At 61.4% G+C, this 13434-nt stretch carries 10 protein-coding genes; 4 read left to right on the top strand and 6 right to left on the bottom strand.

Annotated features, from left to right (window positions below):
- Positions 1-69 precede the first annotated feature (69 nt).
- On the top strand, positions 70-4218 hold the full coding sequence (locus JOE32_RS11650) for a DUF6543 domain-containing protein (RefSeq protein WP_209984163.1): 4149 nt from the start codon (positions 70-72) through the stop codon (positions 4216-4218).
- An 80-nt stretch (positions 4219-4298) separates the two neighbouring features.
- Here the strand turns inward: JOE32_RS11650 and JOE32_RS11645 are convergent, their stop codons facing one another.
- The 6 genes from JOE32_RS11645 to JOE32_RS11620 all read right to left on the bottom strand — a co-directional run bounded on the left by JOE32_RS11645 (position 4299) and on the right by JOE32_RS11620 (position 10138).
- On the bottom strand, positions 4299-5642 hold the full coding sequence (locus tag JOE32_RS11645; protein ID WP_209984158.1) for an imelysin family protein: 1344 nt from the start codon (positions 5640-5642) through the stop codon (positions 4299-4301).
- A 127-nt stretch (positions 5643-5769) separates the two neighbouring features.
- Positions 5770-7821 carry a GGDEF domain-containing phosphodiesterase gene (locus JOE32_RS11640; protein WP_209984156.1) on the bottom strand — a complete coding sequence of 684 codons (2052 nt, stop codon included), beginning with the start codon at positions 7819-7821 and terminating at the stop codon, positions 5770-5772.
- A 198-nt stretch (positions 7822-8019) separates the two neighbouring features.
- Positions 8020-8199, bottom strand: a complete 180-nt coding sequence (locus JOE32_RS11635; protein WP_209984153.1) for a hypothetical protein — start codon at positions 8197-8199, stop codon at positions 8020-8022.
- A 155-nt stretch (positions 8200-8354) separates the two neighbouring features.
- Positions 8355-8951 (bottom strand): Fe-Mn family superoxide dismutase, encoded by a 597-nt coding sequence (locus tag JOE32_RS11630; protein WP_209984150.1) that lies wholly within the window; start codon positions 8949-8951, stop codon positions 8355-8357.
- 177 nt (positions 8952-9128) lie between these two features.
- Positions 9129-9731, bottom strand: coding sequence for a LysE/ArgO family amino acid transporter (locus JOE32_RS11625; RefSeq protein WP_209984147.1), 603 nt, complete (start codon positions 9729-9731; stop codon positions 9129-9131).
- A 5-nt stretch (positions 9732-9736) separates the two neighbouring features.
- On the bottom strand, positions 9737-10138 hold the full coding sequence (locus tag JOE32_RS11620) for an ACT domain-containing protein (protein ID WP_209984144.1): 402 nt from the start codon (positions 10136-10138) through the stop codon (positions 9737-9739).
- A 97-nt stretch (positions 10139-10235) separates the two neighbouring features.
- Between JOE32_RS11620 and JOE32_RS11615 the strand changes: the two genes are divergently transcribed.
- From JOE32_RS11615 to JOE32_RS11605, 3 genes are all read left to right on the top strand, one after another.
- On the top strand, positions 10236-11132 hold the full coding sequence (locus tag JOE32_RS11615) for a LysR family transcriptional regulator ArgP (RefSeq protein ID WP_209984141.1): 897 nt from the start codon (positions 10236-10238) through the stop codon (positions 11130-11132).
- 49 nt (positions 11133-11181) lie between these two features.
- On the top strand, positions 11182-12180 hold the full coding sequence (locus JOE32_RS11610; protein WP_209984138.1) for an NAD-dependent epimerase/dehydratase family protein: 999 nt from the start codon (positions 11182-11184) through the stop codon (positions 12178-12180).
- Positions 12181-12303: 123 nt separating this feature from the next.
- A complete protein-coding gene (locus JOE32_RS11605; RefSeq protein ID WP_209984136.1) occupies positions 12304-13137 on the top strand; it encodes an ATPase in 834 nt (277 codons plus the stop codon).
- Positions 13138-13434: the final 297 nt, after the last annotated feature.

Genomic DNA, 13434 nt, shown 5'->3' with positions numbered 1-13434 from the left:
TGTATAAAGCACGGGTGGCCGTGCGCGTGTTCAGCATGAAGGCTTCTTAAGTGTTTCGAGAGATCGTCCATGCCGTATGAAGCCCTAACCGACACGCCGTTTATACGGCGCTTGAATGCCAATGACAGCCCGTCGCAAATGGCGCTGGTAAAACAGCTGTCCTCGCTCAACGCTCGGATCATGCAGGACCTGGCCCCTCAACCCCGCTTCGAAGACTTTGTACAGCATCGCTTCGAACATCATTTCAATCTCACCCCTGCTGCGCAGGTGCACAGTGTGTTTGTGCAAAGCCATGCACCCCGGCCGGAATCGCCAACATCCGAGCCAACCACACTGGAAGAAACACTGGACCTCAAAGCTCCCCTGCCCACGGTGCTGGACGCCGTGGTACAGCGCATCGTGACGGGCCAGGCATCGACCCATGCCAGCGGTGATCCCGCGTTTTTGCGCGCGTCCGAGGACGGTGGCGAACCGCAGCCCATCCCCGAGTTGACCGGCAAGGCCTTCGATGAATTCGTCGACAACCTGGCTGCGAGCCTGGCTTCCCACTACACAACCTTCATGCAGCGCTATTGGGACGAGCAGCGCGCGACCGATGCGCGCAGCCGCCGGCAGCGAGTCGTTGACAGCCGAATCGAGCAACTGCGCAACGAAGTGGCCCTGCTGAAAAATGACGGCTTGCTCACCACGGCGGGCGAGGCATTGTTCGAGACGGTGGCACGCCTTCCCGATGCGCTGGCGCGCCGCGCGCTCAAGGCCTATAAACCGTGCGTGTATGGTTTGGCGCTCAAGGGCAAGGATGCCGTTAATCCGGCGCTCCACGGCGCGTTTATCCTGACCGCCCGCGACCCGCGGGATGCCGAGGTCGGCTGGGAAACAGACACGTCGGCGCCGCCGCAGGTGCGTCCTGTCGACCCTTCCAGCAACCTTGGCCTTGTCCTGTTGTGCAGCCCGGGCAACGGACTGGAAGCGTTCGATTCCCTGGCCAGTCTTGATCGCGAACTGCACCAACGCCTGAACCATCCTGTGCAATTCACTCAGCTGTCGGCCTTGATGACTCAAGAACACCAGCCCCATGCTCTGGCGCTGCACCACGAGGCGAAAACGAGCGGTCAATTTGAGTACGTCGAGTGGCTTGACTCGCCCTTCAGTCATTCACTTGAAGATCAATGCCTCAAGCTTCATGAAGACTTCGCCACGGCCGTGGCCCGCTACCAGACGCACACTGCGCAGACCGAGAGCGCACGGTTGGCCGAGAGCCTGGATCGCGTCACTGATCTTGTGCGCGCTCTGGATACGGAACGGGTGCTGGTGGCCCGCATTCAAAAGCGTGCGCAGGCTCAGCTCAACATTTTTCTTGACGGGGCGACCGACGCCGACAAGCAAGCCTGGCGAACGGCGATGCTGTCTTATTGCGATGGACTCAAAGGCCTGCCTGAGTCCGAGGGGCTGCCGTCGCTCGCCCAATTCAGTGACAAAACTGTCATGCGCGCCTACAGCAGGGCGCAGCTGAGCGCGTTGATTGAAGCGCAATGGGGTGTGCAGGCGGATCCGGATGAGATTCAGGTCCACACGCGCGCGCCTGAGGTGCCGCTGGCCCCATTCGTACCAGGCGCGCCCGCGCCTGCACCGAGGGAGTCAGGTGCGCCGCTTTATACGTATCGCCAACGCAGTCTCAGCGAACTGGCGCTTGAAAATGTTGGTGGCCTGGATTTCAACTTCACCCACTTTTCCCATCTGACCGACAAAAAAAAGCAGGCCTACACCGCCCTGAGCGTCGATCAGGTCAAGGACCTGGTGCGCACGGCCAATATTGGTAACCGCTATGACGTCTTTTTAAAGGATCGGCTGATCACCTCGCCCGAGGCCATTGCCCGCAAAAGCCATTTCGCCCGATACCTGGCGTTGCAGGTACGGATGGATGCCATCGAGGCAAAAATCGCCGGAGATTTTCTTCCGGATCATGCCGATCGCGGCTTCAACTGGGTGCAGGTGGTGCTGGATGAGCCTGTAGACAGCGACCGGCGCCAGACCGTCGAAGCCCATCGAATCATGGTGCAAAGTTTGATGCTGCGTGGCGCGCGGGTACGTGGCGTGTGGTTGTTTCGCACGACGTCCTCGGCGGTCGCCTCCACCGTCGTTTACACGCCGCAAGCGCCAGGCGGACGGATGTTTCATGAGTATCACGACGAACGATTGTTGAAGGACTTCGTCTTCAGCAGCTCCTGGCGTGATTATCTGGTGAGCCGCGTGGAGCTGGCACAGCGCCCAAGGATCCGCGGCATCCTGCGCGGACGCGGCTCCGCGACGATGGTGCATATGCCCAGGATTGCCGACAATCTGTTCGAGGAGGCCTACGAGGCGCAGGCCAGCTTCGCGATCAATGATGCCGCTGCGCAATCGACTACCACCGGCGAAACCGACCTGTCCACCGCGATATCGGTGGGCACGGCAGCGTTCGATCTCATTACCCTGGTGTTACCGATCAAAATAATGGTGCCCATCGGCCTGGCTCGAAGCCTTTTCTCGGTGTTCAGGGCGGTGGACGCCGCCACGCTGGGAGACCGTGCCGAGTCGGCCCATCACCTGGTGCGTGCGCTGGGCGAGTTTACCGGCGCCTTGATCGACGGCGCTGTGGCCGGGTTGACCGGCGCGCGCGCCTCCGTACCTGGGGAGAGTGGGTTGAACCCGCTGATGGCCCTGAAGAAAAATCCTGCCGATGTACAGGCACTTGACGGCTGGGAAGGCAAGGGCATCTATTACAAGGCGGTTGGCACCGAGGGTAACCGCCAGTATTTTCTCAATGAGCACAACCGCTGGTTTTCGATCCTCGACGAGGGCGGCGAAAAGGCCTGGCGCCTCAGGGATGTGCGTAAACCTCACCGTTATCACCATGACCCGATCCGCCAGGGCGCCAATGGCCGCTGGGAAGTGGGTTCGCATCCCGGCCGAGGATTGCGTGGAGGCCTTTCACCGATTGAGGCGTTAAGGACGCTCTACCCGAACCTCTCCGAGAGTCAGGCTCGCCTTGTGTTCGAGTCGTTCAACTTCCCGCGCGGGCGTGAACTGGAGCTTCAATTGAGCGTGGTTCACCACCTTGGGGCGGGCACTTTACCTGACACCTTCTATCAATATCTGAGAGTGACGCCCCAGCGATTTTCGCTGCGTGTGCGTGGCGGCGAAATCCCAGGGCTGCCGCTCACGTCCATTGAGCCTGTACCAGGCCCCAGCCAGGTCCGGCGAGCCAGGCCGGCGTATGAACGAATTGCCGATTGGGGACGGTTCATAGACGCTGACGAAATGCTGTTAAAAGATGCCGACTACGGGGTCTATCAGCGGGTGGGCGGGGATCCGGCGCTCAGGGGCACCGAATACCTCAAAATCGACGAACGCTACTTTCCCATCCTGCCTGACGGCGTAGCCAGGCCGGCGCAGGCCGCCACTGTTCTTATGCACGATCCCGACATTGCGATTCGCACGTATGACCAATTTGAAACGATGCTCAGGACGGATCCCAACAGCCAGCCACGTGCAGCGACCTTCGCGAGGGCGGACGGTCGCTGGATCAACGATATTGCCCTGCCGTTCCAGAAAACCCTTGCCGCCTATGTAAGCGATGCCTGGCCCATGCTGTCCGTTTCCAGCCAGGCTGACGTGGCCCGCAGCCTGTTCAACAACGTCAACAGGCATAACCTTAGCTTTCTAGGGGTTGCGACCCTGCAGAGAGTCCTTAGGCATTGGCGTCGGGAACGCACGCTGATTGAGGCAAAGCTGGCTGACCCGCTGCTTATGCTGCCCGTGACCCCGCGTTCGGTGAGCGGCGATTGGTCATTGCATCGTCAGCCAGGGCGGTACACACAACTCACCTTTCGTACGGATCAGGTTCGCGGCCTGCTCCAGGATGCGGTTACCCATGGCAGTCAGGAAGCGCTCAAGGCATTGATGGCCGACGTGCTTGCCCGCAACCGTTATCAGCTCATACCCAGCTACGATCAGGTGGGTGAGCTGCTGTTCAAGAACCCGGCGCATGAAACGGTGTATTGGATGCAGGTGCGCAGCGCGTTTGGCCATGCAGTGGGCAGCCGTGCGAGCCAGGCGGCGCCGAGAGCTTCGCTGATGACTGCGCAGGCCCGCAGCGCTCCGTTGGTGCCGCTGATCGGCGGCATTCAGTTGAGCTTCGAGGGACGCGCCCCGCTCATCTACGTGATTCGGATCTGACACAACAGGCCCGCACGCAAAAAAAATGCCCCGAACCAGTCGGGGCATTTTCAGTGTGGTGCAACCATCACGCGTCTTGTTTAGAACTCGTGATCAGCACTGTCCGGGTTCAGGTCGCTGATACCCAGCTTGCCGGCAGCGGCTTCGATCGAACCGGTCTGCTTGACCAGCGCCGCAATGGCGTCACGTACGATCTGGTTGCCCGCATCGTTACCGGCGGCGATCAACTGGTCGTAGTGCTCGCCTTTGCCGGCGTGGTCAACCATGACTTGGATCTTGGCTTCGGTTGCGGCCAGGTCGGCCTTCAGTGCAGTGTCGGCAGCCGGGTCAGCCTTGGCCACCAGGGATGACAGGCTCGGGCCGGTCATCTGGGTGCCGTCGACACGGGTGTATTCGCCCAGGTAGACATTGCGGATGCCCTTGGCGTCGTAGAAGTGCGAGTTGTGGGTGTTGTCGCTGAAGCAATCCTGTTCGTCTTCCGGCGAGTTGGCCTCCAGGGACACCTTCATGCGCTCACCGGCCAACTCGCCCAACGACAGACTGCCCATGCCGAACAGCATTTTGCGCAGGCCGTCGGTGGCAGGTTCGCTCTCCAGGGTGGCGCGGTAGTTGTCTTCGACGTTGGGCTTCCAGTTGCCGACCATTTCTTCGAGGTCGCTGACCAGCAGCTGGGTCACCGAACGCAGGTAGGTGCGACGGCGCTCGTTGTGGCCGCCGGTGGCACCGTCGCCGGTCAGGTAGTCCGACGCCGGGCGGTTGCCAGCGCCTGGACCGGTGCCGTTGAGGTCCTGGCCCCACAGCAGGAATTCGATGGCGTGGTAGCCGGTGGCGACGTTGGCTTCCGAACCGCCCAGCTCATTGAGGCTGGCGAGCTTTTCCGGGGTGATGTCTTTGACGTCGACCTTGTCTTCGCCGACCTGGATTTCGTTGTTGGCGATGATGTTGGCGGTGGCGCCCGGGTTGCCCAGGGCGTGCTCGTAGGATTTGTCGGTGTAGTCGATCAGGCCTTCGTCCAGGGGCCAGGCGTTCACCTGGCCTTCCCAGTCGTCGATGATGGTGTTGCCGAAGCGGAACACTTCACTCTGCAGGTACGGCACGCGGGCGGCGACCCAGGCGGTGCGCGCGGCTTTCAGGGTTTGCTCGTTCGGATTGGCAAGGAACGTGTCGACGGCGGTCTGCAGGGTTTTTGCCGTGGACTCGGCATCGCTGTATACCGCAAACACCATGTCAGCGTAATGCGCGACCACAGCCTTGGCGGCCGCTTCGTCGACGTTGCCTGCCGCTGTGGCAGCCGCTGGAGCGGTGGTGCTGGCAGCCGGGGTCGGCGCCTGGGGTGCTGCGGCCTTGTCTTTACCTTCGCCGCAACCGGCAAGAGAAATGGCAATAGCCAGCAGACTGGCGGTGGCCAGGGGCATACGAATCATGGCGAACATCCTGCTTCGAGTGTTGATAGGGCACGCGGGGGCGCGCAAAAACTGCGACATAATGCGAAAGATTTGCATTTTGTGTAAAGGGTTATACGAGGGAAACATCAAGTATCGATTTCTTAACCTAAGGAATCACCACCCGATTGCGCTCCAATTGCTTCAGGTAAGCCGCCAGTTCCCGCGCCGGCAGCGGTTTGCTGTAGTGATAACCCTGACCTTCGTGGCAACCCTCGGCGATGATGTAGGCCTCTTGCTCGGCAGTTTCCACACCCTCGGCGATCACCTGCATGCCCAGGCTTTTGCCCAGTTGGATTATGGCGCGCACGATGGTGGCGTCGTCATCGTCGTCCAGCAGGTCCTGAACGAAACTCTTGTCGATCTTGATCTTGTCCAGCGGCAGGCTCTTGAGGTAACTCAGGGATGAGTAGCCGGTGCCGAAGTCGTCGATGGCAATCAGTGCGCCGGAGCGGCGCAGGCTCAGCAGGTGCTGGGCGGCGGTGCTGATGTCTTCCATCAGGCCGGTCTCGGTGACTTCCAGTTCCAGGCTGCCGGGCGGCAAGCGATAGACCTGCATCAGGTTGTTGACCACGCGCGGCAATTCGCTGTGGTGCAGCTGCACAGTGGACAGATTGACCGCCATGCGCAGCTCGGTGAGACCTGCGTCATGCCATTCGCGCAATTGCCGACAGGCCTGGTCCAGCACCCACTCGCCGATCGGAATAATGGTGCCGTTCTGCTCCGCCAGCGGGATAAACAAATCGGGCGGTACCAGGCCGTGCTCCGGATGCTGCCAGCGGATCAACGCTTCCACACCGACCACGCGGTGGTCGCGGTAGCTGATCTGCGGCTGGTACACCAGGTAAAACTGCTCGCGGCCCAGGGCGTCGCGCAGGTCTTTCTCCAGCTCGCGGCGGCGGCGCATTTCACTGTCGACACTGGCGATATAGAACTGGTAACGGTTGCGCGAGCGGGTCTTGGCCAGCGTCATGGTCTGTTCGGCTCTTTGCAGCAGCTTCTCGGTGCTGTCGCCGTCTTCCGGGAACAGCGTGATGCCGATGGTGGCACGCAGGCGGATGTGATCGTGTTCGAGGGCGAACTCTGCTTCGAGGTCATCGAGAATGCTTTGCGCCAGTTCGGCGGCTTCATAAGGCTGCTCGATGTCAGCCTGCACCAGCGCAAACTGGTCACCGCCCAGGCGCGCGAGGGTGCCGAGCCGTCCGCTGTGGGCGCGCAGGCGGTCGGCCAGGGCCAGCAGTAATCGGTCACCGGCCTGGTAGGTGTACTGTTCGTTTACACTTTTGAAGTCGTCCAGCCCTACGCAAAGCACGGCCACGCAGCGTTGTCGGCGGCCGGCGTCAATCAGGATCCTGTCCAGTTGCTCCTGCAGCTTCTGGCGGTTGGGCAGGCCCGTTAGAAAGTCGTATTGGGCCATGCGCAGCAGGCTGCTTTCGGCTTCGTGGCGCAAATGGGTGTTGCGTTCGATGGATTCGAGCAACTGGTTGGCGGTATTGATCCACAGCCCCAGCTCGTTACGTTCATGGCCCTTGAGCTGAGGGATCTTGTGTTCGCTGGGCCGGTCGGGATTGATCGATGTCAGGTGTTCGATGATCCGCGACAGCGGGCGGGTCAGCATCCAGTGATACACCAGGTACAGCACCAGCCCCATGGCCAGCGCACGCAGCACGCCGGAAATAAAGATGATCACCGAGCTGACCAGAAAACCCTCGCCATAGGTGGCGGTGTCGAGGGTGATGCTCAGGTCTCCGTAATACTCGCTGTAAGGGCCTTTGCCGACCAGTGACGTGGTGAATGAGCGTTCCTGACCCAGAATCAGGTCGGTCAACCAGCGGCTGGCGGATTGCTCCAGTGGGCGGCTTTTTTCCGCGAGCATGGTCTCGTTGGGGTGGCCGATGGAGGCCGTGCGCACCGCTTCGTCTTGAAACAGTCCTTCGATCACCTGCATACCCATTTCGCGGTCCAGGCTGTAGACGGCCTGGGTGGACGGGTCGCGAAACATGTCGAGGATGCGCTGGGCATCGCCTGCCACGGCCTGGCGCGTCTTGTAGGCATCGAAAACGATCTGCGCCACGCTCAGCGCCACGCCCACGATCAACGCCGACAGCAGCACAACCCGTAGCAACTTCACCGACAAGCTGTTTTTGAGTTCCAGCTTCAAAGGGGCATTCCTTGTCTCATGCGGGTGGCCTTCAATATGCCATGAGTATTGGCAATCCACGCATGGCAGTCAAAGGAACATTCGGACGGGGCAACCGGAAGAGGCTGAAGGAGGGGAGGCAGGGAAGAGGGCGGATGACATCCGCCGCTCTCTGATACGGCGCTTGGGCGTGAGACCCGTGCGCGCAGGTCAGCTTTATTACGAGTTGTACGTAATCTGCATGGAGTTGGCTTTGTGTGTGTCTTCGCCGATTTTGCCCTGCTCCTGATCTTGACCTTGCTGTTGCTGATCCATCATCTTGCTCATCATGTCCATGCCTTTTTCCAGCATCGGCATGATCGCTGACATAGCCGACATACCCATCGATATAGGATCCATTACGAACTCTCCTGCATGAAATGAGAGAGTTATTTCTCTCACTGTCTGCGTGGCAAATTGTTGCCGCCGAGTTCCATGCATCCCGCATCCTGCTCAGTATTGTCGCCCACAAAAAAGCCCGGCAATTGCCGGGCTCTTTATCCTGCAAGCGTTACTCAGGCAGTGAAGGTCTTGCCTTCGAACTGCTCGGCCACGAACTTCCAGTTGACCAGGTTCCAGAACGCTTCCACGTAATTTGGACGCACGTTGCGGTAGTCGATGTAGTAGGCGTGTTCCCACACGTCGCAGGTCAGCAGCGGGGTGTCGCCGCTGGTCAGCGGGTTGCCGGCGCCAATGGTGCTGGCCAGGGCCAGGGAACCGTCAGCCTTCTTCACCAGCCAGCCCCAACCGGAACCGAAGGTGCCGACGGACGTCTTGGTGAACTCTTCCTTGAATTTGTCGAAGGAACCGAAGGCTGCGTTGATGGCTTCAGCCAGTGCGCCGGTCGGTTGGCCGCCGGCGTTTGGCGCCAGGCAGTTCCAGTAGAACGTGTGGTTCCAGACCTGAGCGGCGTTGTTGAAGATGCCGCCCGAAGAAGAGGTGACGATTTCTTCCAGGGTCTTGCCTTCGAACTCGGTGCCAGGCACCAGGTTGTTCAGGTTCACGACATAGGTGTTGTGGTGCTTGTCGTGGTGGTACTCCAGGGTTTCCTTGGAGATATGCGGCTGCAGGGCATCGTGTGCGTAGGGCAGCGGCGGCAATTCGAAAGCCATGATGATTCTCCTAATCAGGTCAGTTGCGGTGAGCGCAAGGCCGATCACGGGCGGCCAAACAAGCGCCGGGGAGTTTGTACTCTTTGCGGCGCAGGGGCAGGATCATAGCACCGGGGGTGCGGCAAAACCACGCAACAACTGTGTGGGATAGAGGTTCCAGAGCCTTTCGAAATAACTTCAGGGCGTGCTTATTAATGAGTAGGCCACGCTGAACATCATCACGGCCACCAAGAGGTCCAACAGCCGCCAGGTTGCCGGGCGCGCCAGCCACGGCGCCAGCCACGCGGCGCCGAGCGCCAGGGTGGCGAACCACAGGAATGAAGCGCTCGCGGCCCCGGCCACGAACGCCGCGGGTGCCGCCTGTTGCGCGCCCAGTGAGCCGATCAGCAGCACCGTATCGAGGTAGACGTGGGGGTTGAGCAACGTCACCGCCAACGCGCTGAGCATCACCGCGCGCAGTGAGCGCGCGTTGAAGCCTGCGTCCTGGTCCAGGCTCTGTTTCGAAAACGCGCGACGCAAGGCGAGGGCGCCGTACCACAACAGGAATGCTGCGCCGCCCCAGCGTGCAATCGCCAGCAGCAGCGGGCTCTGCGCCAGCACCGTGGCCAGGCCGAACACCCCCGCTGCGACCAGGAGCGCGTCGCACACGATGCACAGCGCCGCTACCGGCAGGTGATGTTCACGGCGCAGGCTTTGCGCCAGCACGAAAGCGTTCTGCGTGCCGATGGCCATGATCAGGCCGAGGGCGATCAACAGCCCGTTCACATAACTTTGCCACATAGGGTTTACTCCGCGTCCGCCGCCAACTGCCGCAGCACCTGCACGGCGCGTTGCGCATCGGCGCGGCCGACGAACAGGTGGTCGTGGTAATAACCGGCGATCACATTGCAACTGATCCCGGCCTGGGCCAAGGCGCCGGCGAAGGCGGCGGTCAACCCCACCGCTTCGAGTGCCGAGTGCACGTTCAGGGTGATCCACGCGGCCACATAGTCGAAGGCCAGCCCGGCCTGTTCGGCTTGCTGGCGCTCCACGATCAGGGTCAAGCCTTGCTGTTCGCGAAAGCTGCCGATTACCTCGCAACCGTCAGGAATGCGGTTATCGGGGAGGGTGCAGAACACGTAGTCGCCGTCATTCAGATGAGGGCTCATGCTGCGCAGCAGGGTCGCCAGGGTGGTTTCGCCAGCCATGTGAAGGTCCTTGTTAAAGAGAGGCAATGCTGGCTATTTTCATCGGATGGGCTGTATAAGAAAAACCAATATTGCTGATCGCTCATTAGAGAAACTGATGTTCGACTATAAATTGCTGTCCGCCCTCGCAGCGGTGGTGGAGCAGGCCGGCTTCGAGCGTGCCGCGCAGGTACTTGGGCTGTCGCAGTCGGCCATTTCCCAGCGCATCAAGCTGCTCGAAGCGCGTGTCGGCCAGCCGGTGCTGGTGCGGGCCACGCCGCCTACGCCCACCGAGATTGGTCGACGGCTGCTCAACCATGTGCAGCAGGTGCGGCTGCTGGAGCGCGACCTGCAGGGCCAGGTGCCCGCCCTGGACGAGGAGGGCATGCCCGAGCGCCTGCGTATCGCGCTGAATGCCGACAGCCTGGCCACCTGGTGGGCCGAGGCTGTCAGCGACTTTTGCGCCGAGCAGCATCTGTTGCTCGACCTGGTGGTGGAAGACCAGACCGTCGGTCTCAAACGCATGCGCGCCGGTGAAGTGGCGGCCTGCATCTGCGCGAGTGAACGCCCGGTGGCCGGTGCGCGCAGCCTGCTGCTCGGCGCCATGCGCTACCGCGCGCTGGCCAGCCCGGCCTTTATCGCGCGGCACTTTCCCGCCGGGGTAAAGGCCGAGCAACTGGTGCGCACACCGGCACTGGTGTTTGGTCCGGATGATTTCCTGCAACACCGTTACCTGGCTTCCCTCGGCGTGGATGGCGGTTTTGAGCACCATTTATGCCCAGCCTCTGAAGGGTTTATCCGTCTCACCGAAGCCGGCCTGGGCTGGGGCCTGGTGCCGGAACTGCAGGTGCGCGACTCGTTGCAGCGTGGCCTGTTGGTCGAGTTATTGCCTGATAAGCCCATTGATGTGCCGTTGTACTGGCATCATTGGCGCAGCGGCGGGCAACTGTTGGGCCTGTTGACCGAGCATCTGGCCCGGTCATGCGGGCAATGGCTGGTGCCGTTGGAGGGATGACGGGCGTCAAGGTAGCAGCGATGAAAAACGAAAGAACACGGAGTAATACATGAAGATTCTGGTCACCGGCGCAAGCGGCTTCATCGGCGGGCGCTTTGCGCGCTTCGCCCTGGAGCAGGGCCTGGACGTGCGGGTCAACGGGCGGCGCGCCGAAAGCGTGGAGCACCTCGTACGGCGCGGCGCCGAGTTTATCCAGGGTGATCTGAGTGATGCCGAACTGGTGCGCCATCTGTGCCGGGACGTCGAAGCGGTGGTGCATTGCGCCGGCGCCGTCGGGTTGTGGGGCAAGTACCAGGACTTTCATCAAGGCAATGTGCTGGTGACCGAAAATGTCGTCGAAGCCTGCCTCAAGCAGCGGGTCGGGCGCCTGGTGCACCTGTCTTCGCCATCGATCTACTTTGACGGGCGCGACCACCTGGGCCTGACCGAAGAGCAGGTGCCCAAGCGCTTCAAGCATCCGTACGCCGCCACCAAGTACCTGGCCGAGCAAAAAGTCTTCGGCGCCCAGGAATTCGGGCTCCAGGTGCTGGCCCTGCGTCCGCGATTCGTCACCGGCGCGGGCGACATGAGCATCTTCCCGCGTTTGCTGAAGATGCAGCGCAAGAACCGCCTGGCGATCGTCGGCGATGGCCTGAACAAGGTCGACTTCACCAGTATCCACAACCTCAATGAAGCCTTGCTCAGCGGTTTGCTTGCCACCGGTTCTGCGCTGGGCAAGGCCTACAACATCAGCAACGGCACGCCGGTGCCGGTATGGGATGTGGTCAACTACGTGATGCGCCAGATGGAAATGCCCCAGGTGACCCGTTATCGGTCCTACGGTTTGTCCTACAGCGTGGCGGCGCTCAACGAAGCTTTCTGCGCGATGTGGCCCGGGCGCCCGGAGCCTGCGTTGTCGCGCCTGGGCATGCAGGTAATGAACAAAGATTTCACGTTGGACATCAGTCGGGCGAGGCATTATCTCGACTATGAGCCCAAGGTCAGTCTGTGGACCGCCCTCGACGAGTTCTGCAGTTGGTGGAAGGCCCAGGATCCGGGGCTTAAATAAGCTCACAACCAGCAACACATCGGGAACCGAATTTACGGTTCCGGGTCGATCAGTGCGGCGGGCGCGCGGTTTATACTCGCGTCGCTCGGCTTGCCAGCCATCTCACCGATTCAGGGTTGATTCATGCGTAACGATGCCAACGACGATTTCGACAATGTTCCCAGCCTGCGGGCCGATACCGGGGACGATGATGATTTCGTGCCGACGCCCGCCACGTCCGTACGCTCGCGGCCCGCGCCCGTGGTCAAGGTCAGGAGCGCCAGCACCGGGCCGTTGTGGGCGCTGGTCGGCGCGCTGCTGATCGCGTTTGCCGGCCTTGCCTGGTGGAGTTTCCAGCAGATCTCCCTGATGGGCCAGCAGTTGGTTGCCACCCAGGAAAGTTTCGCGCGCATCAGCGAGGAAGCGGCGGGGCGCCTGCAGGATATTTCCGGCAAGGTGGTGGCCAGTGAAGCCAACGTCAACACCGGCAGCGAAGCGCTCAAACAGCAGATCAAGCAGTTGGAAACCCAACTGCTGGAGCAGGGCAAGCAACAGGTCGGCGTGGCCGGCCAGGCTACCGAGCTGGACAAGCGCCTGGCGCAGATGACTGCCAGCACCACTGAGCTGGCCAGCGCCAATGCCGCATTGCAGGGCCAGGTGCAGGCGCTGACGGATGCCGTGGCGACGCTCAAGGCGGCGCAGGGTGATGCCGGCAAGCGCGATGCCGAGCTCCGGGAGCTGGCGGCTGATGTAGCGGCGTTGAAAAAGCAGGGCAACCCGACGGCCGCCATTGCCCGCCTTGAGCAGGACATGGTTGTGCTCAAAAGCGCGCAGGAAAACCAGCCCGCCAACGTCGATGCGCCGACCAACAAAGAGTTCGACGTATTCCGTATCCAGACCACGCGCAATATCACCACCCTGCAGAGCCAGGTGCAGACCCTGAGTCAGCAGCTCAACGCGCCGCGAGGCGGTCAGTGACCTGATGCGGGTCAGCGGTGAGAGGCTCCGCCAGACGCTATCGCCCAGCGAGCTGGAGCCTCTGTGGTGAGCGGGCCTGTTGTGGCAAGCGGGCTTGCCCTAATGCCGTTCAGTTAAGCGCAGATTCCCTGTGGCGAGCAGGCTTGTCCTGCGTTGGGCTGCGCAGCAGCCCCAAAGCCAGGCGCTGAGCCGTATCAGATACACCGCGTTTTGCTCGATGGGGGGGCGCTTCGCACCCCAACGCGGGGCAAGCCCGCTCGCCACAATAAGCCCACACATTTTCCTTAACTGAACGGC

Origin of the sequence: Pseudomonas sp. PvP025, assembly GCF_017832155.1 — a bacterium.
In the GTDB taxonomy this organism is placed as follows: Bacteria; Pseudomonadota; Gammaproteobacteria; order Pseudomonadales; family Pseudomonadaceae; genus Aquipseudomonas.
The sequence above is the reverse complement of the archived record's forward strand: the minus strand, read 5'-3'. Positions and strand labels throughout refer to the sequence as shown.

Excerpts from the sequence above, each read along its gene's own strand:
- JOE32_RS11620 (WP_209984144.1), bottom strand. The coding sequence starts at position 10,138 with ATGGCTGGCGAAACCACCCTGGCGACCCTGCTGCGCAGCATGAGCCCT.
- JOE32_RS11630 (WP_209984150.1), bottom strand. The coding sequence starts at position 8,951 with ATGGCTTTCGAATTGCCGCCGCTGCCCTACGCACACGATGCCCTGCAG.
- JOE32_RS11645 (WP_209984158.1), bottom strand. The coding sequence starts at position 5,642 with ATGATTCGTATGCCCCTGGCCACCGCCAGTCTGCTGGCTATTGCCATT.
- JOE32_RS11605 (WP_209984136.1), top strand. The coding sequence starts at position 12,304 with ATGCGTAACGATGCCAACGACGATTTCGACAATGTTCCCAGCCTGCGG.
- JOE32_RS11625 (WP_209984147.1), bottom strand. The coding sequence starts at position 9,731 with ATGTGGCAAAGTTATGTGAACGGGCTGTTGATCGCCCTCGGCCTGATC.
- JOE32_RS11615 (WP_209984141.1), top strand. The coding sequence starts at position 10,236 with ATGTTCGACTATAAATTGCTGTCCGCCCTCGCAGCGGTGGTGGAGCAG.
- JOE32_RS11610 (WP_209984138.1), top strand. The coding sequence starts at position 11,182 with ATGAAGATTCTGGTCACCGGCGCAAGCGGCTTCATCGGCGGGCGCTTT.
- JOE32_RS11650 (WP_209984163.1), top strand. The coding sequence starts at position 70 with ATGCCGTATGAAGCCCTAACCGACACGCCGTTTATACGGCGCTTGAAT.
- JOE32_RS11635 (WP_209984153.1), bottom strand. The coding sequence starts at position 8,199 with ATGGATCCTATATCGATGGGTATGTCGGCTATGTCAGCGATCATGCCG.